Annotated in this window: 18 protein-coding genes and 1 riboswitch; of the genes, 9 read left to right on the forward strand and 9 right to left on the reverse strand. The window is 43.7% G+C overall.

The window, feature by feature from the left end; translation table 11 throughout:
• Positions 1-227: 227 nt before the first annotated feature.
• Positions 228-713, reverse strand: coding sequence for an SDR family NAD(P)-dependent oxidoreductase (locus EP737_RS05785; protein WP_129727068.1), 486 nt, complete (start codon positions 711-713; stop codon positions 228-230).
• Between the two features lie 868 nt (positions 714-1,581).
• Positions 1,582-2,037 carry an RDD family protein gene (locus tag EP737_RS05790; protein ID WP_129726972.1) on the reverse strand — a complete coding sequence of 152 codons (456 nt, stop codon included), beginning with the start codon at positions 2,035-2,037 and terminating at the stop codon, positions 1,582-1,584.
• Between the two features lie 150 nt (positions 2,038-2,187).
• Between EP737_RS05790 and EP737_RS05795 the strand changes: the two genes are divergently transcribed.
• Positions 2,188-2,613, forward strand: coding sequence for a DUF3997 domain-containing protein (locus EP737_RS05795; RefSeq protein ID WP_129727069.1), 426 nt, complete (start codon positions 2,188-2,190; stop codon positions 2,611-2,613).
• A gap of 289 nt (positions 2,614-2,902) precedes the next feature.
• Here EP737_RS05795 and EP737_RS05800 read toward each other — a convergent pair whose 3' ends face one another.
• From EP737_RS05800 to EP737_RS05810, 3 genes are all read right to left on the reverse strand, one after another.
• Positions 2,903-3,169: a hypothetical protein gene (locus EP737_RS05800; protein ID WP_129726973.1), complete on the reverse strand. Its 267-nt coding sequence runs from the start codon at positions 3,167-3,169 to the stop codon at positions 2,903-2,905.
• 126 nt (positions 3,170-3,295) lie between these two features.
• Positions 3,296-3,706 carry a hypothetical protein gene (locus EP737_RS05805; RefSeq protein ID WP_205650883.1) on the reverse strand — a complete coding sequence of 137 codons (411 nt, stop codon included), beginning with the start codon at positions 3,704-3,706 and terminating at the stop codon, positions 3,296-3,298.
• A 222-nt stretch (positions 3,707-3,928) separates the two neighbouring features.
• Positions 3,929-5,260, reverse strand: coding sequence for an APC family permease (locus EP737_RS05810; RefSeq protein WP_129726975.1), 1,332 nt, complete (start codon positions 5,258-5,260; stop codon positions 3,929-3,931).
• 346 nt (positions 5,261-5,606) lie between these two features.
• Positions 5,607-5,706, forward strand: a riboswitch (guanidine-I (ykkC/yxkD leader).
• Positions 5,707-5,775: 69 nt separating this feature from the next.
• Between EP737_RS05810 and EP737_RS05815 the strand changes: the two genes are divergently transcribed.
• The 5 genes from EP737_RS05815 (at position 5,776) to EP737_RS05835 (ending at position 14,395) form a co-directional block, all read left to right on the forward strand.
• On the forward strand, positions 5,776-6,495 hold the full coding sequence (locus EP737_RS05815; RefSeq protein ID WP_129726976.1) for an urea amidolyase associated protein UAAP1: 720 nt from the start codon (positions 5,776-5,778) through the stop codon (positions 6,493-6,495).
• A 33-nt stretch (positions 6,496-6,528) separates the two neighbouring features.
• Positions 6,529-7,179: an urea amidolyase associated protein UAAP2 gene (locus EP737_RS05820; protein WP_129726977.1), complete on the forward strand. Its 651-nt coding sequence runs from the start codon at positions 6,529-6,531 to the stop codon at positions 7,177-7,179.
• A gap of 50 nt (positions 7,180-7,229) precedes the next feature.
• Positions 7,230-10,868, forward strand: a complete 3,639-nt coding sequence (gene uca / locus EP737_RS05825; protein ID WP_129726978.1) for an urea carboxylase — start codon at positions 7,230-7,232, stop codon at positions 10,866-10,868.
• Positions 10,865-12,625 (forward strand): allophanate hydrolase, encoded by a 1,761-nt coding sequence (gene atzF, locus EP737_RS05830; protein ID WP_129726979.1) that lies wholly within the window; start codon positions 10,865-10,867, stop codon positions 12,623-12,625. The genes uca and atzF overlap by 4 nt, the downstream gene beginning before the upstream one ends.
• Positions 12,626-12,937: 312 nt before the next feature.
• Positions 12,938-14,395: an ATP-binding protein gene (locus tag EP737_RS05835; protein ID WP_129726980.1), complete on the forward strand. Its 1,458-nt coding sequence runs from the start codon at positions 12,938-12,940 to the stop codon at positions 14,393-14,395.
• Positions 14,396-14,647: 252 nt separating this feature from the next.
• On the opposite strand, the gene EP737_RS05840 is transcribed toward EP737_RS05835, so the two are convergent.
• The 3 genes from EP737_RS05840 to EP737_RS05850 are packed head-to-tail and all read right to left on the reverse strand — an operon-like array spanning position 14,648 to position 18,001.
• Positions 14,648-15,538 carry a transglutaminase family protein gene (locus tag EP737_RS05840; protein WP_129726981.1) on the reverse strand — a complete coding sequence of 297 codons (891 nt, stop codon included), beginning with the start codon at positions 15,536-15,538 and terminating at the stop codon, positions 14,648-14,650.
• On the reverse strand, positions 15,535-16,509 hold the full coding sequence (locus EP737_RS05845) for an alpha-E domain-containing protein (protein WP_165350703.1): 975 nt from the start codon (positions 16,507-16,509) through the stop codon (positions 15,535-15,537). The genes EP737_RS05840 and EP737_RS05845 overlap by 4 nt, the downstream gene beginning before the upstream one ends.
• Positions 16,510-16,543: 34 nt before the next feature.
• Positions 16,544-18,001 carry a circularly permuted type 2 ATP-grasp protein gene (locus EP737_RS05850; RefSeq protein ID WP_425455853.1) on the reverse strand — a complete coding sequence of 486 codons (1,458 nt, stop codon included), beginning with the start codon at positions 17,999-18,001 and terminating at the stop codon, positions 16,544-16,546.
• Positions 18,002-18,337: 336 nt separating this feature from the next.
• Here EP737_RS05850 and EP737_RS05855 point away from each other — a divergent pair, with 336 nt between their 5' ends.
• From EP737_RS05855 to EP737_RS05865, 3 genes are read left to right on the forward strand one after another with little or no spacing between them, the layout of a single operon-like run.
• The gene (locus EP737_RS05855; RefSeq protein ID WP_129726983.1) at positions 18,338-21,016 is read left to right on the forward strand and encodes an ATP-binding protein; all 2,679 of its coding nucleotides are present in this window, start codon (positions 18,338-18,340) and stop codon (positions 21,014-21,016) included.
• Positions 21,017-21,062: 46 nt separating this feature from the next.
• Complete coding sequence (locus EP737_RS05860) at positions 21,063-21,902, forward strand: CheR family methyltransferase (protein WP_246040191.1); 840 nt, start codon at positions 21,063-21,065, stop codon at positions 21,900-21,902.
• Entirely contained in the window at positions 21,874-23,694 is a 1,821-nt protein-coding gene (locus EP737_RS05865) for a response regulator (RefSeq protein ID WP_246040185.1), read from the forward strand. Before EP737_RS05860 ends, EP737_RS05865 begins: the two co-directional genes overlap by 29 nt.
• A gap of 147 nt (positions 23,695-23,841) precedes the next feature.
• Here the strand turns inward: EP737_RS05865 and EP737_RS05870 are convergent, their stop codons facing one another.
• On the reverse strand, positions 23,842-25,029 hold the full coding sequence (locus EP737_RS05870) for an MFS transporter (protein ID WP_129726986.1): 1,188 nt from the start codon (positions 25,027-25,029) through the stop codon (positions 23,842-23,844).
• Positions 25,030-25,102: the final 73 nt, after the last annotated feature.

The following is a 25,102-nucleotide window of genomic DNA, read 5'->3' on the forward strand; positions in this document are numbered from 1 at the left end:
GTGAAACAAGAGTGTATATTTTCTTATGTAATGCTGCCAGAAAGAAAACTCGCCGATTGGCGAGCCCTGCCTTGTTGGGCGAAGACAGAGGCGTAGCCCTACTTATACTGTATTCCTAAAACTTTTCACTACGTCGAATTGGCTTCTAGCTAGAAATTTATACTTTCTTAAAGTGATAAAAAGCCGCCTTAGGCGACTTTTTATCAAGCTTCATTAGAAAATTCGCGTTAGATTGATACAGCAGGTTCAGCCGTTTCGAAAAATTGCTGCTGTTCTCTCATTAAGCCTGCAAGCGGCAAATCATTCACCGTGCTCTCCTCCCGCTTGTCAGTTGAAGATGTAAGATGTTTAACTTCTAGGAACAGTCCTTTTAAATAAATCGCCATTGCATCTTCCCATTGGTCCTTCGCAACGTCAGTGACAAAACGGATTCGGTATAAGCCTGCATTGTTAAATAGCATATCAATCGTTCCATATGCCTTCATTGCCTCTTCTACTACACGTTTCCAATCCTGCGTTTTATTCACATTATGGGAAACGAAAATTGCTTGACCGTTTTGAGCCAAAATCTCTTCTACCGTCGCCTTACCATTCTCTACATCAATATCGGTAATTACGACATTTGCACCTTGCTGCGCCAATAAAAGCGCTGTTTTACGCCCGATGCCAATACCTCCGCCTGTCACAATGATAACCTTCCCTGCTAGCTTCATCATCCTCTACCCCTTCTAAATAAACTTCCCGTTCTACAGTATCCTCTGCTTTCTACAACAAACAGCCTCAACAATGAGGAATCGATTCCTAAAAGCACCCTACTGCATCCCTAAATGGGATCGTATTATCCTTGTTGCTTCAGACACACTTGCTACTCTAACAGCACTGTTACCAATGCAGCCTTCCCTGTGCCAATCACATGTCCCACATGTATGTTGTTCGCATTCTTTCTACGGCAGCTTGATTTTCTACCTCTTTCTGCTTACCGGTTTTCTGCTCCCATACCAAGACAATCCCCTGCTTACTGTTAACACATACCGAGCTTCTATAACAATGCTGAGAGAAGTTATGTAGCAGACAGCAAAAAATGAGACACGCTGCATATTTGCGTGCCTGTTCCTGAAGGGTACTTCTATAGGAAATGCCAGTCCTATACAAAATGATTATAACAAAAAACAATGTCGTTTTTTGCAGAAAAAAAGTTAGAACTTAAAAAATTTTCCGAAAAATAAAATTCACCCTAATAAAACACCTAAAAAATCCCATAATCGTGACAGATTTGTGAATAAAGAAAACTCGCCGATTGACGAGTCCTGCCTTTGGACGAAGACAGAGGCGTAGTTGCACTTATACTTTATTCCTAAAATTTCTCACTACGTCGAATTGTCTTCTAGCTAGAAATTTATACTTTCTTAAAGTGCAAAAAAACTCGCCGATTGGCGAGCCCTGCCCCCTGGGCGAAAACAGAGGCGTAGTTGCACTTATACCAAATCCCTAAAATTTCCAGATGAATCAAATTAGATTCCAGCTGGAAATTTATCCTTTCTTACAGTGAAAAACACCTTTGATACTATCCCCATGTCTCAATTATAGATTACTAATGACCTTCGTGCGGGCAGCTAGGTCATGATAGCCCCGGTTATCCCTTCGAAGAAGCATAATATATATATTAACAATAGCCGGAATACCAAGCAGCACTACATTCGATAACACCAAGATACAAAAGCGCCAAAGCAGCGTTCCTGCTCCAACCGCTTCCCCGCTCTCCTTTAACAGCTGTATACGCAAAAGACGGCTCCCAATTGTACGGCCATTCCAAACTAAAGGAAGCAAAACAAAGTAAGCTGCCATAATCACGAGGGCAAGCAGCATATCATAACGGGCATCACCAAGGCTGACTTGAAAACGATCAAAAACAGCTTTATACTCCCCACTGATTACCGCAGCCGCAGCACCGTATACAAGAGAGATGATAAACATATCTATCAGAAGCGCTCCGACTCGATTCATAACAAAGACAGGTTGATGAACATGCAGTTTCATGATGAATTCTCCCTTTCCTTCCATACTTTCGCTCTCATCTTACCATGCTCCACTTTTTGTGACAACTTCCGACAAAGTATGGTACGTGACTGCCATCCCTGTTTTTGGTTACAATAGATGTAAACCTAATCTTAAGGAGGTCAGTATGTGATGACGAAAAACACATTTCTCCTTTTCGTAGCTTGCTTACTTTTGTCAGGTTGTGCCTTTCCATCACCTTACACGCAATATGATATCGGCGTTGATTACGAAGTTCTGCAGTCCTCTACAAACGGAACCCAAATCCTTCCGAAAATGGATGCTTTCAACGCTTCACAGCTCATCCCTCCTGTTGTTACGGAAGTAGCATGGAACGACAGCTACATACTGGCAAAGCAGCTTGAATTACAGCCTGACCCCCTTAACCCTGACGCACAAACTCCCAATCAGCAGAATGCACGCTATTGGATTATTGACCTAAAATACAACAAAAGATTCGGTCCCTATACGAAAAAGCAATTCGAAGCACAAAAAAAGGAATTTCGCATTTCAAGCTCGCTTCAATTGCAAAAAGTTGAAAAGCTTGCACAAAAATAAATAAGGCTTTCTACATGTAACCATGCTTATTCATCTAAAGAAAACCCATCGATTGGCGAGCCTTGCCTTTGGGCGAAGACAGAGGCGTACGTAGCCCTACTTATACTGTATTCCTAAAATTTCCGACTCCGTCGAATTGTCTTCCAGCTGGAAACTTATACTTTCCTACAGTGTAAGAAATCCCTTACTAGTAACCAGTCGGGTACCTTACCCCATCTGTATTTGCAATGCAGCCCGCGTATAATACGCGGGCTGCTTTACTGCTAAGCACATCGCAGTGTGTTCGCTTTTATGTTGAAGAATATTTCGACTGAAGCCATGCACATACACCAAAGCTTGCCAATGCCGCAACAAACATAACGATTGCCCAAGCCCTCAGCTGTAATTGGATCTCACCGTGCACTGCTCCCCCAAGCATCAAAAAATACACGCCACCGAGTGTGTAGATTATACAAGGAATATAAGGGATAACATAGTTCGGAAACACCTTATATAAAAGACAGCTTAGTAAGCAAGCTGTACACACGATCACAATAGCTGTAATTCCAATCAGCAATATATTCCCCCCTTTCTTCTATTATGCAACCCGCTCCTCCTCACCTATCAATCCAAAAAAAGCCAGACATCCCGCCTGGCTTCAAAAAGCATTTCGCCCATAAAACCGTATGGGCTTGCCTTCCTATCAAACACATTTCTCTCGAAACAGCATTTTATATACAACGCTTCCAAATAAAACGCAACACGTGCGTAACAAACTGTCCGCGAGCACACCTGCGTATAACAGGCTCTGTGCCCAAATACATAAGATAAGCAAAATACCCATGTGCATATACCATACTTTTGTACGGAATCGGTATGCACCAAGTATTCCAAATACAAAAAGTTGAGCGATATACAACCACGAAACAAACGGAGCAAATGAGGATGTACTTATTTCTGATACAAGCAACCAGAATACATGAATGCTCATCATCCCGCTCATCCCAAAGACCGCTGCGGCAAATCTCATGCAGCGCCACTCCTTTCCAACTGCCTGTACCATTATATTCAGCAAGCTGTATAAGGTTGCAAACGCTGCTACAATTTTGAACAAGTTCCGGCTTTGAGTGCGTAATAGAATTTTTCATCAAGATACAGAAAACAAAAAGAAGCTAATTATCTACAATATAATAGGTAGTTAGCTTCTTTTCTTCTTTAAAATGGACTTTTTCAGCAGCTTCCTTACCATGGGGCTACTCCCATCACGTGCTTAAGGCGGAGGTCTTCTATCGGAAAATGATAACCTTCTGTTTATTACTTTTATATAACAATAAACTTAAGCAATCTCCTCTGAACCTCGTTCGCGAGACGAGTTGGTAGATAGCTTCTTTCTAAGGAAGAGGTATACAAAACCAATGGAGAGCCAAACCAATCCCAACATAAGCGTTTGCTTACTTAAAAGCGTGAGCAGCCATCCAATAAAGCCAGCTCCTATCAAAGGAAAGATCAAATATCGGAACGTTTGCCCGAAGGAACGTTGACGATTTCTTACATAATAGTGAGCAATGACGGAAATATTTACAAACGTAAAGGCTGTCAGGGCACCAAAACTAACAAAGGTAACAGCTGTATCAAGACTGATAAACAGTGAGATCAATGAAATTACAGAGACAATGACAATGTTTAAAACTGGTGTCTGAAAGCGCGGGTGAATACTTGCAAACACCTTCCTTGGTAAGATAGCCTCCTTACCAAGTGCATATAGGAAACGTGATACACTCGTAACGGACGAAACACCTTGCGTAAAAATAGCTACCACAAGCACAGCAATAAAGATAGCATTTAACAGATTTCCGCCAATTAGCTTAATCAACTCCATTGATGCTGTATCAGGATGATGGAAGGAGAAATTCGGATATGCTATTTTGGTAAAATAAGAGACTGATAAATACAATGCTGCAGCAATGCAAACAATAATGAAGATAGCCTTTGGAATTGTCTTTGTCGGATTGATGGTCTCCTCCGCTGTCGTCGTAATAGCATCAAAGCCAAGGAAGCAAAAACAGATAATGGCAGCGCCGGCAAAGATTGTAGAAAGGGACATATCAGGATGAAGGAACGTACTTGCGGATACAAGCGTACCCCCTCCCCCTACAATATCCTTAATGACAAGTGCGCAAAGCAGTACAATAAAGGCAATTTGCAATAAAACAGAAAACCCGCTAATACGTGCAACCGACTTAATCCCTACGATATTCACAATCGCAAGAATAATATTAATGCCAATAATCCAAACCGGAACTGGAATAGCTGGAAACTGTGCATTGAGAAAAATTCCAAACGTTAAACAAGCGATAATAGGAGAAAAGATATAATCCAACAAAAGAGCCCAACCTACAAGAAAGCCCATTTGCGGATTTACAGCTTTTTTCGTATAGGTGTACGCAGAGCCAGCAATCGGATATGCCTTTGCCATCATTCCGTAACTATAGGCGGTAAAGAAAATCGCCAAAAATGCCACGAGATAGGCTGGAACAAGCAGCCCCCCTGATGCCTCGAATGCTACGCCGTATACCGTAAAGAAAATCATTGGAGTCATCCAGGCGAGACCTACAAATACAACTTGACGCAATGTGAGCGACTTTGCGAGTACAGCTCCTTTTTCCATTTCCCATCCCTCTTTCTTCGACTTCTATATTTTTGAGTATGTGCTTTCTCATGTTCAGCGGCTGTTATTCGTCATTGTAAAGAAAACTTGCCGATTGGTGAGCCCTGCTTTTGGACGAAGACAGAGGCGTAGTTGCACTTATACTGTATTCCTAAAATTTCTCACTACGTCGAATCGGCTTCCAGCTGGAAATTCATATCGTACTTTCCTACAGTTTAAATTCAGAAAATTGAAATTTTCAACTCCAACGTTAGATAATCTAACATTTTTTTTAAAAATTCAATTTTATTTCAATTCCATGTTGCATTACATTTCTTTTCATGTTACATTTTATAACACAAACCAATATTCAGTTTTCTAGGGTTCCGCGGCTTAGCCGGTCAGGTCCAAGAGAAAACGCACAGCATCCATAGCTGTGTACACGGAAGGATAAAAGCCTGGGAGATATCACTAAGACATCCGTCTTAGCGATATCTCCCTTTTGTTTTTTCTAAATCATTTAGGAGGTTAATAAAATGAATCTCATTTGGAGCAAAACAATCGGTTCTGGAGGAAAATGGTCAGGAGTAATTAGCCGCGGAAGGCTGCTTCGTTTTACAGCGCTTGGTGACGAAGCAAACCTTTCTCTATTGATGTACAACGCAAAGGATGTATCAGAGCGCTACAATATGCCCGATACCTTAAAAGCGCAGCATACCTCCCGCTTAACAGCAGGAAATGTTCTCATGAGCGATAATGGACGTGTGCTGGCAAGCATCGTTGATGATGAGCTCGGCTGGCACGATACGATCTGCGGCTACACAACACGAGAAACAACAGATAACAAATACGGAACTACCACCTATCAAGAATTACGAAATGACTGGCTGCGCAGTGGGCAAGAAAACTTCGCAGTAGAACTCACAAGAAACGGTTTAGGCATGCGAGATCTTGTCCCTGTCGTAAATTTATTTTCAAAAGTATCCTGCGACCATAATGGTGATATGCATTTTAACTTAGAGCATTGCCAGCGAGGCGCGAGCGTAACATTGCGTACTGAAATGGACGTGCTTCTTCTCCTTTCGAACACACCAAACCCACTCGACCCGAGAACAGTGTACCCATCCGTACCGGTTAAAGTTGAAGTTCTTCCATCAGCTCCTGTTGATACGGATGACTACTGTGTCAACTATCGTCCGGAAAATAAACGCGCATTTGAAAACACATGGGAATACCATACACTGCTAGGCCTATAACACAAGATAACCATTCAAAGGAGGAACATTTACATGGCTGTTTTTAATAGAGTAGAGAGCGAGCGCAGCATAGAGAATGCAATCTATAACGAGACGATTTTAGCGGGGGATGGCTGGATGCACGAGCTGCTTCCAGGTCAAGTGCTCCGAATTGTTGACCTTGAGGGCAATCAGGCTGCTGATACATTAATTTATAATGCAGATCACCCTGAAGACCACTACAGCGCTGTTGCCACAGTTGCAGCGCAGCAAAATATTTATTTAACGACTGGCTCTGTATTGCGGTCCGAATCAGGAAACAAGCTGATGACAATCGTTGCTGATACATGCGGACGTCATGATACATTAGGAGGCTCCTGCTCCGCACAAAGCAACACAGTACGTTACGCACACGAAAAGCTGCATATGCATAACTGCCGGGATACATTTATGCTGCAGCTTGCAAAATATGATGAATCCTATACGAAACGCGATTTAGCGCCAAATATTAACTTTTTTATGAACGTGCCGGTCACTCCCGAGGGCGGGTTGGAGTTTGCAGATGGTGTTTCTGCTCCCGGCTGCTATGTAGAACTGCGATCCGAATGCCGTACAATGGTGCTTATTAGCAACTGCCCGCAGCTAAACAACCCTTGTAACGCTTATAACCCAACACCGGTTCAAGTACTCATTTGGGATAAATAACAGAAATTTGCACGCAATTATTTCAGAATATTCAAAAAGGAGAGGTTATCATGTTTAAAAAAGTACTCATCGCAAATCGCGGAGCGATCGCAACTCGGATTATCCGGACACTGCATAAGCTGAACATCGCATCCGTAGCTGTTTATACAAAAGCAGATCAAGATAGCCTTCATGTCGATTTAGCAGACGAATCGGTTCTCATCGGAGAGGGACTGGCAAAGGACAGCTATTTAAATGCAGAGCTTATTTTACAAACAGCGCTTAAAACAGGTGCAGAGGCGATTCATCCCGGTTACGGCTTTTTGAGTGAAAATGCAGACTTTGCCCGCGCTTGCCGGGAACACGGCATCGCATTCATCGGTCCAACCCCGGAGCAAATGGAGCTTTTTGGCCTAAAACACTCCGCGAGAGAAATTGCAGAAAAAACGGGAGTCCCTATGCTGCCCGGAACTCCGCTTATTACAGAGCTGACAGAAGCCTTGGAACACGGGGCGCGTATCGGTTATCCGGTTATTTTAAAAAGTACAGCCGGTGGCGGCGGAATTGGTATGCGCGTGTGTGAGGATGAAGAAGCGCTCCGCTCCGCATATGACGCCGTTTGCCACCTTGCTGAAGCAAACTTTAAGAACAGCGGTGTCTTTTTAGAAAAATACATTCGAAAAGCGCGTCACGTTGAGGTGCAAATTTTCGGAAACCGTTTCGGTGAAGTTGTGGCATTAGGAGAGCGCGACTGCTCCATTCAACGCCGCAATCAAAAAGTAATTGAAGAAAGCCCAGCACCAAATTTCCCGCAGCATGTTCGGGAAAGCATGCTGGATTCTGCAAAGCGGCTAGCATCCGAAACCGGCTACCGCAGCGCTGGAACAGTTGAATTCCTCTATGATCCTGAGCAATATTCCTTCTATTTCCTTGAAGTGAATACAAGATTGCAGGTAGAGCACGGCGTAACAGAGGAAGTGCTCGGAGTTGACCTTGTGGAGTGGATGGTGCGCGAAGCAGCAGATGAGCTGCATGATCTACATACACTCGTGAAAAAACCAAACGGGCACAGCATTCAAGCACGTATATATGCTGAGGATTGCCTAAATGACTTCCGCCCAAGCGCAGGACAGCTTGATCAAGCTATCTTTTCAGAAAATGCAAGAATTGAAACATGGGTAAGGGATGGCATTACTATTACATCGTTATATGACCCGATGTTAGCTAAAATCATCGTACACGGCGAAAATAGACTAGACGCCATTAATAAGCTTATTAGCGTATTATCTGAAACTCGCCTGTACGGCATTACAACAAACCTACAATACTTAGAGGCTCTACTTAAACAAGAGGATTGCCGAGAAGGAAATGTATATACGCAATTATTAAATGGCTTCACACCTAATGAGCACGCGATTGAGGTATTGGACGGCGGTGTGCAAACGACCGTACAAGATTGGCCTGGCAGAACCGGACACTGGGATGTTGGTGTTCCGCCTTGCGGACCGATGGACCCCCTTTCCTTCTGCATCGGCAATCAGCTGCTCGGAAACAACGAGAATGCTTCAGGTTTAGAACTCACACTGCGCGGAGGCTCCTATCGCTTCCGAAATGAGATGTGGTTTTGTGTAACCGGAGCTGACATGAGAGCAACTCTCGATAATAAAGAAATCCCAATGTATCAGCCAGTGTTCGCAGCGAGCGGGCAGATACTGGCATTTCATGAGGCAAAAGAAGGAATGCGGACATATTTACTTGTGGCCGGCGGCTTGGATATGCCAAGCATCCTCGGGAGCTCTTCCACATTTACACTCGGTGGATTTGGCGGTCATGGCGGACGTGCTCTGCGTACTGGCGATGTACTTTCCGTAAATAAAGGAAGCCAGCCAAAGCTAACAAAAGCGTTGCCTGCTACCTTTAGACCATCTATGTCTCGGATATGGACCATTGGTGTTATTCCAGGTCCGCATTGCACAGAGGAATTTCTTCATGCTGACTACCTGCCGCAGCTTACCGAAACAGAGTGGGAGGTTCATTTTAACAGCTCGCGGACAGGAGTTCGCCTCATCGGACCTGCACCGCATTGGGCACGTGAGGATGGCGGTGAAGCAGGGCTGCATCCTTCCAATATTCATGATAACGCCTATGCGATCGGCACGCTTGATTTGACAGGTGACATGCCAATTCTTCTTGGTCCAGATGGCCCGAGTCTTGGTGGATTTGTTTGTCCTGTTACAACAGCATCAGCGGAATTTTGGAAAATCGGCCAGCTTCATCCAGGGGATACCGTTCGTTTCCGTCTGCTTACATTAGAAGAGGCAGAGAATTTACGCAGCTTGCAGGAGAAGAATTTACAAGCAATCGGCAGCGCCGCTTGGGATGAGCTGGCTGTATGTCAGCTTCCATATCCGAACGAAACATTATCGAGTCACTATCCGATATTAGCCAGTGATGCAGAAAACAGAAGATTTGCGATTACTATTCGCTGCTGCGGCGATCAAAACCTCTTGGTTGAATACGGCGAGATGGAACTGGACCTATTACTTCGCTTCCAAATTCACGCGCTTATGGAGGCTATTCAAACAAGCAATGTTCTCCCTGTACTTGATTTAACACCTGGAATTCGCTCTTTGCAGGTTCATATTAATCCTGCAAAAATGACAGTACAAGAAGCATGTCAGCATATTTTACAAATTGACAGCGCACTTCCTCCGCTCGAGGATATCCGAGTGCCATCTCGAATTGTCCGTCTCCCTCTTTCCTGGGATGATCCGGCAACAAAGCTTGCGATTGAGCGTTATCAGCAAAACGTTCGCCCTGATGCGCCTTGGTGCCCCAGCAACCTGGAGTTTATCCAACGCATCAACGGTCTTAGCAGTATAGAAGATGTACGACGCATCGTATTTGAGGCTAATTATCTCGTTCTTGGACTTGGCGATGTGTATTTAGGGGCACCTGTTGCAACGCCAATCGATCCGCGCCATCGCCTTGTAACAACGAAGTATAATCCTGCGCGAACATGGACTCCTGAAAATGCTGTAGGAATCGGCGGTGCTTACATGTGCGTATACGGAATGGAAGGTCCGGGCGGCTATCAATTTGTCGGTCGCACTATTCAAATGTGGAATCGTCTTCGCTCTACGGAAAGTTTCCAAACCGGCAAACCATGGCTGCTGCGCTTCTTTGACCAAATTCAATTTTATCCAGTTGAAGCTGATGAGTTGCTTCAATTACGTGAAGATTTCTTGCGCGGCAGATTTGAAGCTGATATTACAGAAACAACCTTTGACCTCGGAGAATATCTAAGATTCTTAGATGAGATTAAGGATAGCGCAGAAGAATTCCGTACCCAGCAGCAGCACGCATTTAAAGCAGAACGAGAAAGCTGGAAAGCTCTCGGTCTGGCAGAATATATCTCAGAGCAAGAATCTGCTGGCGCTGCCGAGGAGGAAGAAATTCCCGAAGGCGCAATTGCAGTGCGGTGCGCATTGCCCGGAAGTGTTTGGAAGGTTCTTGTTTCACCTGGTCAACACGTGCAAAAGGGTGACACACTTATAATAGAAGAAAGTATGAAAATGGAGTTTCCCCAATACGCTCCTTGTGACGGATATGTGGCATCTATTTATGTAAAACCAGGGGATGAAGTGCATGCAGGACAACTGACAGTAAGCATTGTGGAGGAAACAAAAGAGGAGGTATTACTAAAATGAGCATCGTACAATACCCGGAGACATTATCCATCGAATGGCTTCACGACATGTATGCAAAAAAGGCAATTACACCAAAGGATGTCATTGACGAAATTATTAAACGCGCCAACAGAGACAGTGAAATGAATATTTGGATCACACCGCCTTCGGCAGAAGTTCTTCAGCCCTATATAGAGCGACTGGAATCACTTAGTACAGACCTGCCGCTATGGGGCATCCCTTTCGCTGTCAAGGACAACATCGATGTAGCAGGCATGCCTACAACAGCAGCTTGCCCAGAGTATACGTATATACCATTACAGCACGCAACAGTCGTAGAACGCTTTGTCGCAGCCGGTGCCATCCCTGTCGGCAAAACAAATTTAGACCAATTCGCTACCGGTCTTGTCGGAACAAGAAGTCCATATGGCGAAACACATAACGCACTATGGCCAGAACTTATTAGCGGCGGCTCCAGTGGCGGTTCTGCCGTTGCTGTGGCGCGCGGCCAGGCAGCCTTCTCACTCGGTACGGATACAGCTGGCTCAGGACGTGTGCCTGCCGCTTTAAACCGACTCGTCGGATACAAACCAAGCCTTGGCGCTTGGTCAACAAAAGGGGTTGTTCCCGCTTGCGCAAGTCTTGATTGCATAACCGTATTTGCTCATAGTACAACTGATGCGATGATCGTAGACAGCATCGCACGCGGCATAGATGATGAAAATCCTTGGTCCCGAAATATTCCGATGCCTTCTACGGCACTTCCAGAAAAAATATATTTGCCAAAACAGCCGCTTTCCTTTTTCGGACCGTTCGCTGCAGAGTACGAACGTGCTTGGGAAAGAACTGTCGAGCAGCTCAAGCAATTGAATATCCCCATCGAGTATCTGGATTACGAATTCTTTGCTGAAGCAGCTGCGATTTTATATGATGGTCCACTTGTGGCAGAGCGTTGGGCAGACTTAAGTGAATTTATAGAGTCCCATCCAGGAGTTACATTCCCTGTAACAGAACAGGTGCTTCGCTCTGGCGCTGCGGATAAGCACACAGCCGCATCCTTGTTTCACGCAATGCACAAGCTACAGACCTTTAAGCTTGCGGCAAGAAAGCAGCTCGGCAACGCTGTGCTTGTTACACCTACCGCTGGTGGGACATGGACGCGTGATGAGGTACGATCAAACCCGATTAGCGCAAACAGCGACATGGGGAGATTTACAAACCACTGTAATCTTCTTGATTTATGCGCTATCGCAGTACCTGCCGATGATGCGGCACCACAGCTGCCATTCGGCATTACCTTCTTCTCTCTTTGGGATCAAGAAGGACTCATTTACGGCGCTGCTAACATGTTTACAAACAACGCCAAGCTACTGAAACAAGAAACAACCTTAGTAGCGGTGTGCGGTCTGCACATGCGGGGCTTTCCTCTTGAAAAGCAGATGAAGGAATGCGGCGCGACCTTTATTCGAGAAGCAGCTACAGCAGCAAAATATAAGTTTGTAAAACTGTCGACATCCCCTGCAAAGCCAGGGCTCATCAAGACAGAAAATGGAGGTGCTTCCATCGAACTGGAGCTGTGGGAAATGCCTCTTTCCTCCTTCGGCGTGTTCGCAGCATCTATCCCTGCACCGCTCGGGATTGGTAAGGTCGAACTGCAAGACGGCTCAGAGGTTCCGGGATTTATTTGTGAAGCGTATGCAGCGGCAGATGCAGAAAATATTACAGCGCTCGGCAGCTGGCGCAATGCAATAGCTGAGCCTGTCGAGGCAAGACGTTAAGTACCCTATAAAACTATAATTCCTACCCCTATTTGTGAAGAAACATTTTTACTCTGATACCAAAAGGCTTTCCTTTTCATCAACGGGAAAGCCTTTTTTCAAATGGGAATCGGCTATTTCTAGCAAAGTTTTTCGCTTTTTTTAAGCTAATACTAGTATTTTATGGAATTTTCAATTAAAACAAGATATATTAGATACGTAAGCTGATAATGCACGCGAAAAACAGTACCAGAAGCAGGAGATATATGACTGAAAATACCGCTAAACGATATGTGATCCTTATTCCCCACTGTAAATGGAGGTGTAATACCGTTGGACTTGTCCGCTATACAAGCAAATAAAAACCTAGATTTTCAGCAGCTGTTTATCATTTTCGACCAGTTAGAGGATATGATGTTTCTTATCAGCGTTGACGATTTACCTACCTTCAGATTCACTCACATAAACCCCGCTTACGTAAGAAATACCGGTATACAACTCGCGCAGATAAAGAATAAGCAAACAGAAGATATCTTCCACCCAGATGACGCACATGCGATGAACGCAAACTATCAAAAAGCCATTATGAACAAACAAAAACTTAGCTACGAAGAACAACTAACCATCGGAAGAAGAAAAAGAACATACGAAACAACGCTCATCCCTATTTTTCAAGAGCACACAGGCAAATGCCTTTATATTGTTGGCATCTCACGAGATATTAGCCAAAGAAGAAAACATGAGGAAGCACTTCGGCTCATGCATAAGGAATTGACCGATATTATGCGAAATCAGCAAGGGCTCGTATTTAAAGTCCAAAAACATGGGCAAGATTTTTATTTCGCACTTTGTGACGGACAGCTTATCTACGAACTCGGTTACACACCTAACGACATGACCGGAACATACATTAAGGAGTTGTTCACTCCTGACCATACTGCATTCTTATATGAACAGTACAACCGCTGCTGGGAATCCCAAGAAAAAATTGTCTTTGAGGTACATTATTTAAACAAACTATTTTGGCTCACATCATTAAGCCCAATTGTCGAAAATGGAGAAACAGTGGCGTTAATTGGTTCATCTATTGACATTAAAGCGAAGAAGCAAGCGGAAGAGGCTTTGATGCAAACCGAAAAATTGGCATTACTCGGCGAACTAGCAGCAGGAATTGGTCATGAAATACGTAATCCTCTCACCGTAATCAAAGGATTCATTTCCCTGATGCTCCAGGACACATCCTTTCTTACACCAAAGTTCATCAAGCTCATTGAATCGGAAATTGATCATATTAACCAAACAGCCGGCGAACTGATGATGCTTGCCAAACCGCAGCAGCAGCAGATTACCAGTGTGGATCTTCACGGTTTATTTGATGAGATCATACAGCTTCTCGATTCAGCAGCTTTCAAGAGGCGGGTAAACGTCCAAACGAATTACACAGGTAACTCGATACTTTCCTGCGGTGACAAACACCAGCTGAAAAAAGCCTTCTTCAATCTCTTGAAGAACGCCATAGAATCCATGGAGGAAAAGCGAGGCGGCTATGTATTTGTATCCTGCACGGAGTCAAACAATAACATCATTGTCACTGTTCGTGATCAAGGACAAGGCATTCCTGCTGAGCAGATTGATCACCTCGGGGAACCATTTTACACAACCAAAAAGAAAGGAAATGGCCTTGGACTGATGGTAACATATCGCGTCATTAAAAACCACGGAGGAAGCATTTCCTGCGAGAGTGTACCAGGCGAAGGCACGACCTTTACAATTACATTTTCCAACCCATAACACTGCTGCATTCCGCAGTAACATATATATTAAACACAATCCTTAATCTTTTCCCCTCACAAATTTTTATTTACTGTTTTGAAAGCGCATCCCATTTGTTCCTATACACCGAGAAACGGTGTATAGGATCTGAAACAACATTGACTGCGATTGAATCAGGAAGTCAACCTATTCTTTTTTCCCATACAAACAACATCCCATTGATGTTCTGCATTAGAGCACCAATGGGATATTTTATCGTATAAGCTTATTTTACTCCACGCCATGCGAATGCTCTTCCTGCACCCGCTTTAATTCAACTGTTACCTCCAGCTGCTGACAAGGCGTTCCGCGGTACATCCCCTTTACGGGTACAACATCGCTGTAATTGCGACCATGCCCAATTTTAATATAACGCCAGTTTGTTTTCTCATTGTTCGTAGGGTCCAAGCCAATCCAGCCAATCAATGGAACATAGGCTTCTACCCAGGCGTGCGAAAAATGCTGTACCTTCGTTTCTTCGCCTCCGACTTCCCCTAGATAATGGTAGCCGCTCACATACCTGCATGGAACGTTAAACAACCTGCATGTCGCAATCATCAAATGAGCGTAATCTTGGCACACACCTCTTTTTAGCTGTAATGTCTCTTCGACGGTCGTATGCACGTTCGTTACATTCGTTTCATAAGTAAACGTTGTATAAATGGCATGTGAAATGCGCTCTAAAAGCTCATATACACTCTCTAGCTTCTCACCATGAACAATGCCGCTTGCGAAGTCCTCCAGTTCCTTCGTGGTCTTCGTATACGCGGTCTCCATCAAATACTCGGCATACTGATTTTGAAAGGCTTCACTCTCTAAAATCTCACATTCGGCACTGTACGGCACACGGTTCGTTTGCTCTAGGCTCCCTTCACTCGTCTGCACAATAGAGCGTGATTCAATGACAAGCTCTTCATGCGGAAACGGAACAGAAAAATAGTGAACTGTATTTCCATAATAATCTGTATATGGAAACAATGAAACCGACGGCCGGATGGAAATAGAATGGTCACAGCACGTTTGACAGTCCTCCGTTTTTGGTGTTAGGCGCACCTCATTTACACTATCTATTACTGGTTCTTGATACACATACTTAGTAAAATGGGACACTTGTAGTCTCACGCTTCAACAAACTCCTCCTGAAAAAAAGTTTTTGAGATTGCATACCCTAGCTGGTCGCATAACAGCAGCATACTGCCAATCTCTTCTAAAATATCACGTTGAGAGAGTCCGTTATTGCAGCGAGCCAATGTTTCTCTTAGCTCTTCTGTCATAGCTTTTGATTCATTCAACAATGATTCAAAACGACAATCCTGCGATTGAATGGCACTTAGCGATGCTCCAAGAAACGTTACGGCAAACATAACAGAGCGCGGAAATCCTGCGTTCAGCATCATAAACTGTGTAACCTTGGAACACACTACTTCATCTGCATAAAACTTTCGAAATGCCTCGTACCCGCTCACAGATTTCAATAAAATAATCATGCGGTTATAAATGTCGCTGGATGTAAGAGAAGAACCTTCACGATTTAGAGTGGTATATACAGACTGCAGCACTCGCAGTGTATTTTCTGCTCTTTCTAAATGCTTTCCGGCCTGAATGAAATGCCACTCACGCTCCCGGGCCATTGTAGAATCTGCGACTCCATTAAACAAAGCCACCCATTCCCTTACCCGCTGATAAAATGAATGCGGCGAGCGCAGCATAACCTTCTCCATATCTTGCTCACCCATCCAAAGGTAAAACGCATTAGCAATTTCCCATAGTTCCCCGGGAAGCAACTGACGGAGTGAGCGAATGTTCTGGCGCGCTTGACGGATACAAGAAAAAATAGAATTATTATGCGATCTATCAAACATTAAAAAATGAAGGACAGACGTCTCTTTAACCGTATGGTACTGCTGCTTAAATAACGAAACATCCCCTATCGCCGCCACTAATCTTTCCCACATATACTCCGGCTCGTCTCGATCATTTCCCTTTAACTCGTGACGCATATGATAATTCACGTCCATTAATCTCGTATGATTTTCAATCCGCTCCAGATAGCGGCCGATCCAAAATAAAGACTCCGCAGTACGGTTCATCATTATCATCCACCTCATTTTCTCCCTATTTTTAAACTTACGATAATACCCATGTATCCTTCGTGCCTCCGCCTTGTGACGAATTCACAACTAGAGAGCCTTCCCTTAACGCTACCCTTGTAAGCCCGCCGGGAACGACATGCGTTTCACTTCCCATAAATACAAATGCGCGTAAATCTACATGCCGCTGGGCAGCTTGTCCGCCAACAATCGATGGCACGCACGACAATTGAATAGTCGGCTGTGCAATATACTGATGCGGTGCTTGCACAATCTTCTCAGCGAATAATTGCAGCTCCTGCTCCGTAGCCGAAGGTCCTATGAGCATTCCATACCCTCCTGAAAGTGCTCGTTCCTTGACCACCATCTCGGATAAATGAGCGAGAACATACTCCCTTTCCTCCGTTTTCGCCAAATCGTACGTTGGGACATTTTTTAAGATAGGTTCTTCCCTCAAATAATAGCGAATCATATCAGGCACATACATATAAATGGCCTTATCATCCGCCACCCCAGTCCCTGGCGCATTCGCAATTGCAACATTCCCTGCCCGGTACGCGTTGAGGAGTCCCGCTACGCCGAGTACGGAATCTGGACGAAACGCGAGCGGATCCAGAAATTCATCATCAATTCTCCGATAAATGACGTCCACTTGACGAAGTCCTTCAATGCTTTTCATGTACACCTTCTGATCGACAACAACTAAATCCCGGCCTTCAACGAGTTCAATCCCCATTTCCTGGGCAAGAAATGTATGGTCATAGTAGGCAGAATTATGTACACCCGGTGTTAGCAGCACAACTAAAGGATTTGACTTGTTACCCGGGGCAAGGCTTCGTAAACTTGTTAATAGATTATTCAATTCTTCATCAAGATCACGCGCTTGATATTCAAAAAACAGCTCTGGAAGCAAGTGCATCATCAAAGAACGATTTTTATATACATAGGACAATCCTGAAGGGCTTCTTAAATTATCTTCTAATACGTAAAATGCTCCATTTTCATCACGAATCAAATCGATTCCAGATATCGGAATATAAACATTGTTCGGTACATCAATCCCAACCATTTCCGGACGAAAATATGTATTTGTTACAACCATCTTTCTTGGCACAATTCCGTCCTTTAATATATTTTGCTCATGATAGATATCATGGATAAACATATTTAAAGCGCGAACACGCTGCTTCATTCCCCTCTCTACCACTTCCCATTCCTCGGCGGAAAGAATTCTTGGAATCATATCAAAAGGAATGGTCCTTTCTAAGGAGGCTTCTTCCTCATTACTGCTGTACAGCGTGAACGTAATCCCCTGCTTCACCATCTCAGTATGCATACGGGCGTTGCGCTTTTTGATCTCGTCTGTTCCCATCTTCAGAAACTTCTGATGCAACATATGATAAGGAGTCCTTACACCTCCCTGCCGGTCAAACATTTCATCATAAAATAAAGATGTCCCATACTTATAAAATAATGGTTTATCTTGTTTTTTCATTAACATCGGCATAAGAATCTTCCTCCGCAACTTCTTCATATTTCCCCCTAGATACATGTAAGCATTCATAACAGGAATTTATTAACACAAACAACTATACACCAAAGCGAATTTAGCATACTGTCGAATTCAGGATGAAATTTGTGACAAAATTGTGACGAAAATTCTACATTTATTTTTGATTGCCTAGAGCAAATGTCACTTTAAGTAACAATATAATGTAAAAAAATATGACAAAAGACCAAAAAATATCTTATAATCTTATATAATGTACATATACATACATGCTAACTGCAGCATAACGGGTAAATTAGCGAAAGGCAGGTGTTAAATCGAGTGAAATTGACAATTGGAAAAAAGATTTTGATAGGTTATCTCTCTATAGCCTTGTTACTTGGGGGAACGAGTGGCATTTCCTATTATTATATCAAACAGGTAAATAACTCTTATTCGGATTTAATTGATAGAAGAGTGACCATTTTAGCAAATACGAAGCAAATACAAACGTTAGCACTTAAGCAAACAAACTCACTCCGCGGATATTTGCTGACGCAGGATACAAATTTTCTGGTTGAATTGCAAACAGCAAACGAAAGCCTGCAGGAGCTCATCAGCAGTACGAAAGGGCTTTTGACAGAGCAAACAAATAGGGAAGCGCTGCAAGAATTAACCGTCTTAAATAAAGAGTTTGAAAGAATGTATGAGGAATTATTGAAGCGGTACGAGAGCAATCATAATCAGGAGGAAGCGCTGCAGTACTTTAAGGAAGAAGTATTTCCGATCGGCAAGCAGCTTGATCCATTGGCGAACACCATCACTGAACGGCAGCAGGAGTTGTTAAGTGAAGGCAAGAAAGCAAACACAGAGCTGGTAGAGCAAGTCATTCTAACGAACACACTTCTAAATGTGCTAATTTTTATCTTAACGATTGGAATTGGATTATTTATTTCGAGAAATATTACCGGAAACCTTCGCAGAATTACAAAAGTAATCTCCAGCTTTGCCTCCTACTCGGCGTCTAATGTGAATCTCCCTCGCATCCATGTTCGTTCCAAGGACGAAACAAGTGAGATTGCTGAAGCATTTAACGAATTAACCCATGCGCTTGAGGAGAATCGCAAACAGGAAATGGCGTTTAAACAAGCCTTGCAAGAGCAGAATTGGCTGGAAACAAGCGCAGCGGAAATCGCTACGATGTACCAAGGTGTTCATGACCTAAGAACATTAACAGGCATGTTCCTGACAAAAATTGTACCGATGATTGATGCAAGCTACGGCGCTTTTTATATTAAACAAGGAACAGGCTCGCAGCAGCGTTTTTATAAATTTGCTGCCTATGCCTATGACAGCAACGAAATTGGCCGGGAGAGCTTTGCGTTCGGGGAAGGCCTAGTTGGGCAGGCAGCTCTTGAGAACCGAAGCATCACGCTTACAAATCCGCCTGACTCTTATATACAAATCCAATCTGCTATCGGCGCAGCTGCACCTTCTTATATTATGATTATCCCAGTCGAATTTGAAGGACAAGTAACAGCCGTGATTGAACTTGCTTCCTTCCAACCGCTCACCCCAATTCAACAAGCGCTTTTGAAGCAGGTGGTAAATCATGCGGGCATCACGATTCATAGTGTTATGGGACGCATGAAGGTGGAAGAGCTGTTAAAGGAATCACAGGCCTTAACAGCGGAGCTGCAAAGTCAATCTGAAGAGCTGCAAATGCAGCAGGAGGAACTCAGAAGCATAAACGAGGAGCTCAGCGAACAATATCGGGAGTCGGAAGAAAAGACCAGAATTTTAACGAATACACAGCTGGAGCTAGAGGAAAAGGCTCATCAGCTTGCGCTTAGCTCTACCTATAAGTCAGAATTTTTAGCTAATATGTCTCATGAGCTGCGCACACCGCTTAATAGCTTGCTGATTCTGGCGCACCTTCTTGCGGAGAATACAGACGGCAATCTAACAGAAGCACAGTTGGAATTTATCCAGACGATTTACTCATCAGGAAATGAACTACTTCACTTAATTAACGATGTTCTCGATTTGGCAAAGGTAGAGTCCGGAAAGCTGGACATGACAAGGGACGAAGTAAGCTTGCAGCGTATATCCGCCTTTATCGAAAGGCAATTTGCTCCACTTGCAGCAGAAAAGGGACTTTCCTTCACTGTCCGCTTAGAAGCTGATCTTACAGATACAATCTATACAGATGAACACAGACTAAGGCAGGTTCTAAAAAACCTATTGTCAAACGCCTTTAAATTTACGGAAAAGGGCGGAGTAGCGCTTCATATCCACCGAGTACAAACAGCGATACTGCCTGACCAGCAGACTGCACTTGCCTTCTCCGTCAGCGATACAGGCATCGGCATTCAAAAAGAAGAGCAAGAGCTGATCTTCCAAGCATTTAAACAAGCCGATGGGACAACGAACAGAAAATACGGCGGAACAGGCCTTGGATTATCCATCAGTCGGGATATCGCGCACTTGTTAGGTGGAGCCATTGAGCTGCAAAGCGAGAAAGGTATAGGAAGCACCTTTACGCTGTACTTGCCCATCTCCGAAGCCTCAGGCACAAAGAATGCTGAACTGGAAGCTGCTAGTGCAGTAGAAGTTGAGACATCACATCCGGGCACAGAAGATCCTCTCTTGCAGGAGAAAAAGGTGCTGATTATTGATGACGATATGCGTAACATTTTTGCACTGACGACAGCTCTTGAGCAACAAAAGATGCAGGTGCTGTTTGCTGAAAACGGAAAAGATGGGATTGAGCTGCTGCAAAAGCATCCTGATACCGATATTGTTTTAATGGATATTATGCTCCCGGAAATGAACGGCTACGAAGCGATGCAGGCAATACGAAAAATGCCTAAATTTCAAAATATCCCTATTGTCGCACTAACCGCAAAGGCAATGAAGCAGGACAGAGAAAGATGTATTGCCGCCGGTGCGTCTGATTACATCAGCAAGCCTATACAATTAGAACAGCTTTTTTCTGTGATGAAAGTTTGGTTTTATTAATTAGGAGGGACAGACCATTCTAGACAGTAAACTATTTAACTCTTATATTCCAAGTGCTACAGGTGGGACAGATGACCTAGAAAGACTTGAAATTGAACTGCTTCTTGAGGCAATATATCGGCACTATGACTTTGACTTTCGTGATTATACATTCGCTTCTATGCAAAGAAGGATCAAGTATCGGATGCAAATAGAGCATTTGCCCAACGTATCAGCGTTACAAGCGCAAGTGCTCCACAATCCGAAAATGATGAAGAAGCTGCTTGATGATTTCTCTATTCATGTGACGGAAATGTTTCGTGATCCAGAATTCTTCCTCGCCTTTCGTCAAAAGGTCGTTCCCATATTAAGAAAGCTGCCTCATATCCGGATTTGGCATGCCGGTTGCTCTACTGGCGAAGAGGTATATTCGATGGCTATTTTGCTGTATGAGGAAGGGCTATATGAAAGGACAAAATTATATGCAACAGATATGAATGAATCGCTCATTAACATAGCTGAGCAAGCTATGTTTCCGTTACAAAAAATGCGGTTATATACGAGAAATTACTTACATGCCGGAGGGAGCAGAGCATTCTCCGAATATTACACCATTAAAGATGATTATGCTGCGTTTCATTCCTTTTTCACAAAAAATGTTACCTTTGCGCAGCATAATCTAACTGTCGATCAATCCTTTAATGAGTTTCATGTCATTATCTGCAGAAATGTTCTGATTTACTTTAATAGAACATTGGCCAATCGCGTTCACGACTTATTTTATGAAAGCTTAGCACCGTCCGGTTTTTTAGGCCTTGGCAGTAAAGAACAGCTGATGTCTACTAATAAACATATTTATTATGAGGAGATTGATACCTGTGGGAGAATCTATCAAAAAATTAAATGAAGTCCAGCAAAAGGTCAATATTTTAATGGTTGATGACCGCCCAGAGAATTTGTTTGCACTCCAATCCGTGCTTGCCTATTCCAACTATAATCTCGTTACCGCTACTTCTGGCGAAGAGGCATTGAAGCACGTACTACAGGAGGATTTCTCCGTTATTTTACTTGATGTACAAATGCCTGGAATGAACGGCTTTGAAACAGCTAAACTCATTAAGGCAAGAGAAAGATCGAAACAAATCCCAATTGTTTTCATCACTGCCATTAGCCAAGCCTTAGAACATGTAAAAAACGGGTATAGTGTCGGTGCCATTGATTATATTTTTAAACCATTTCATCCTGAAACATTAAGGATGAAGGTGAAGGCACTTGTAGAAATGCAGCAGCAGCAGGAACAAATTAAATTGCAAAATGAGCTGCTTCGCATCATTGGGGAAACTACAACAGATACCATTGTCACATTCGACCATTTAGGCCACATTTTAACCGTAAATGAGGCCGTTACAAATATGTTTGGGTACACATCTGCCGAGTGTATCGGCCTGCATATCAATCGACTCGTTCCTACCCTTCACTTTCGTTCGTCGGGAGAAAACGAACGAATTGTCGAAACTGTCGCACTGCGAAAGGATAAGACAAAGTTCCCAAGCGACATTCAAATTGGGATGGCAGCTGTCAAGAAGCAGCAAATTTTCGTCTGCTCTATCCGGGACGTAACCGAGCGGAAGCTGTCGGATGAAGAACGTTTCCGCCGCATTTTTAACGCTACTCCTTGCTTAATTGAACTTCGGTCCCTTGAAGATAAACGCTATATGAACGTGAATGAAAGCTGGCTCAGCTACACAGGGCATACGTACGAGGACATTATGAAGCAAACACACGAGGAAATCCAATATATCATGGATTTAGATGGACTTGGAGAAACCTCTGTCGGAATTTTCGAATTAACAGCACCTGTCCGAAATGCACGGATTAGCTATTGGACAAAATCACAAGATATGCGCGAAGGGCTGCTCTCAACAGAGATTATGGAAATACGAGGAGAAGCATGCATCCTGAGCATTATTACCGATATTACCGATAGAGTTGCTGTCGAAAAGGAAATCGCAAAATTTGCTAGATTAAACCTAATGGGCGAAATGGCTGCCGGGATTATCCATGAAATCCGAAACCCGATGACAACGGTTCGCGGCTTCTTGCAAATGTCAAAAAACCACCCTTCAACCGAGTACATCGACATTATGATTGAAGAACTGGATCGAACTCACAATATTATTACAGAGTTTCTTTCCGTAACAAAAACAGCTGCAACATTGCGTGTACCAAAGCAGTTAAATGATATCGTCCAAACGTTGTTTCCTCTTATTCAGGCAAAGGCGATGGTATCCGATAAATACGCCTGCATGGAGCTTGGAGACTGTCCGCCTTTATCCTTGGATGAAAAGGAGATTCGCCAGCTGATTTTGAATCTAGCCTTAAACGGACTAGAAGCAATGTCAAGCAAGGGTGTTTTAACCATTAAAACATATACAAATGGGCCTGAAGTTATTTTGGAGGTACAAGATGAAGGCTACGGTATTAAGGAAGAGCTGCTTGAGAAAATCGGGACTCCTTTTTTCAGCACAAAGGTAAATGGAACCGGTCTTGGTTTATCGGTCTGTCACGGAGTTGTCGCTCGCCACAATGCTGTTATGAAGGTTAAAACAAGTGAACAGGGAACGAAATTTCTGATACATTTCAATACAGAAAACTCGCCGATTGACGAGCCCTGCTCTCGGGCAAAGACAGAGGCGTAGCCTTACTTACACTGTATTCCTAAAATTTCTCACTACGTCGAATGGTCTTCGGGCTAGAAATGTATGCTTCCTTAAAATGCGAAGAGAAGTAACAGGATTCGGGATTGCCTTCCTCCTGTCGCTTCTCTTCCTTTTGTTATCCTTCTTCTATGTCGCCCGCTTTTTTGCTGGCTCTTGGTAGAAAGCGGGCGACGCAATCCATCTGCTAGCAAGAACAGTGCCTACTAAGCTTAACACTCCGGTAAACAAAAAGCCCCCTGTTAGCCCAAATACATCTCCAATTCCTCCTGCTAGTAACGGACCTCCAAACATACCGAGCGAAAAGATTGCCTGAAAAAAACCCATCGCTGTCGCACGCTGCTCAGGTGAAACATTTCGAATCGCAAGAGCAAGCAGAACAGGAAAAATAAGCCCTTGTCCAAATCCGTTGCATGCCTGTGAGAAAAGAAGCATCCCAAAGGAAGTTGTGAATGGAATGGATATTGTACAAACAGCCGATAATACAAACCCAAGCATTACGGTTTGCTTCTCGCCTATTTTTCTCACGACAATGGATCCGCTTATATAACCGGCAATTGCATTAGGGAGGGTTGTTAGGAGTGCTAACATTCCTAGTTCGCCTTTAGATGCCCCTAAGCTCGCCGCATGCAGCGGTGTAAATCCAAACATCGTTGTAAATACGATCGACTGCGCAAGTACAGCGATTAATGAGATCGACAGAAGGGACCATTGTTTTCCCACTCGAAACAAATCACCAACGGCAACCGGATGACGCTGCTCGCTCATCTTCTCCTCTTGAATGAAAAAGGCTGCAAACAAACCAATGCCGCCAACAGCTGCACCGAGAAAAAATGGTGCATGCCATCCGTAATGCTCTGCAAAATACCCCCCAGAAGCTGTTGCCAGCATTTGCCCGATGCTGTTAAAAAAACTAATTAACCCCATCGCTTTTGCGGCTTCCTCTCTTGGAAAATAGCTAGAAAACAACACGGTAAATAACACCCAGCTCGAAGCCGCGACTCCTGCTAATGCCCGAAAAATCAGGGCAGACAATGCCGTACTATCAAACGTAAAGCCTAAGCTGCTGAATGCCGCGCATGCCATACCAAGCAAAATAAACACCTTTCGTTTTCCAATCCGATCCGACCAAATTCCAAGCGGGACACGAAGAAGCATTTGTGTAAGTCCGTAGCTTCCCAGCACAAGACCGACAAAAAATAAAGAACCGCCTGTATGCTCAACATACGGTGCAAGAACCGGAACATACGTATACATTGAAAACCAAAACGCTACTGTTGACACATAAAAAATAACTCTGTTTCTTTTCAATTCCATTCCGTTTTCCCCTTTAACTAAACCGCTTTCAATTCATTGTTCTATTCTATCTTTCTATCTATTATTTTGCAAT

Origin of the sequence: Ectobacillus funiculus (genome assembly GCF_004138295.1) — a bacterium.
Taxonomy (GTDB): Bacteria; Bacillota; Bacilli; order Bacillales; family Bacillaceae_G; genus Ectobacillus; species Ectobacillus funiculus.

Coding starts and splice junctions, on each gene's coding strand:
- atzF (WP_129726979.1), top strand. CDS start 10,865: ATGAGCATCGTACAATACCCGGAGACATTATCCATCGAATGGCTTCAC.
- EP737_RS05795 (WP_129727069.1), top strand. CDS start 2,188: ATGACGAAAAACACATTTCTCCTTTTCGTAGCTTGCTTACTTTTGTCA.
- EP737_RS05870 (WP_129726986.1), bottom strand. CDS start 25,029: ATGGAATTGAAAAGAAACAGAGTTATTTTTTATGTGTCAACAGTAGCG.
- EP737_RS05815 (WP_129726976.1), top strand. CDS start 5,776: ATGAATCTCATTTGGAGCAAAACAATCGGTTCTGGAGGAAAATGGTCA.
- EP737_RS05850 (WP_425455853.1), bottom strand. CDS start 18,001: ATGAAAAAACAAGATAAACCATTATTTTATAAGTATGGGACATCTTTA.
- uca (WP_129726978.1), top strand. CDS start 7,230: ATGTTTAAAAAAGTACTCATCGCAAATCGCGGAGCGATCGCAACTCGG.
- EP737_RS05845 (WP_165350703.1), bottom strand. CDS start 16,509: ATGATGAACCGTACTGCGGAGTCTTTATTTTGGATCGGCCGCTATCTG.
- EP737_RS05790 (WP_129726972.1), bottom strand. CDS start 2,037: ATGAAACTGCATGTTCATCAACCTGTCTTTGTTATGAATCGAGTCGGA.
- EP737_RS05785 (WP_129727068.1), bottom strand. CDS start 713: ATGAAGCTAGCAGGGAAGGTTATCATTGTGACAGGCGGAGGTATTGGC.
- EP737_RS05810 (WP_129726975.1), bottom strand. CDS start 5,260: ATGGAAAAAGGAGCTGTACTCGCAAAGTCGCTCACATTGCGTCAAGTT.
- EP737_RS05820 (WP_129726977.1), top strand. CDS start 6,529: ATGGCTGTTTTTAATAGAGTAGAGAGCGAGCGCAGCATAGAGAATGCA.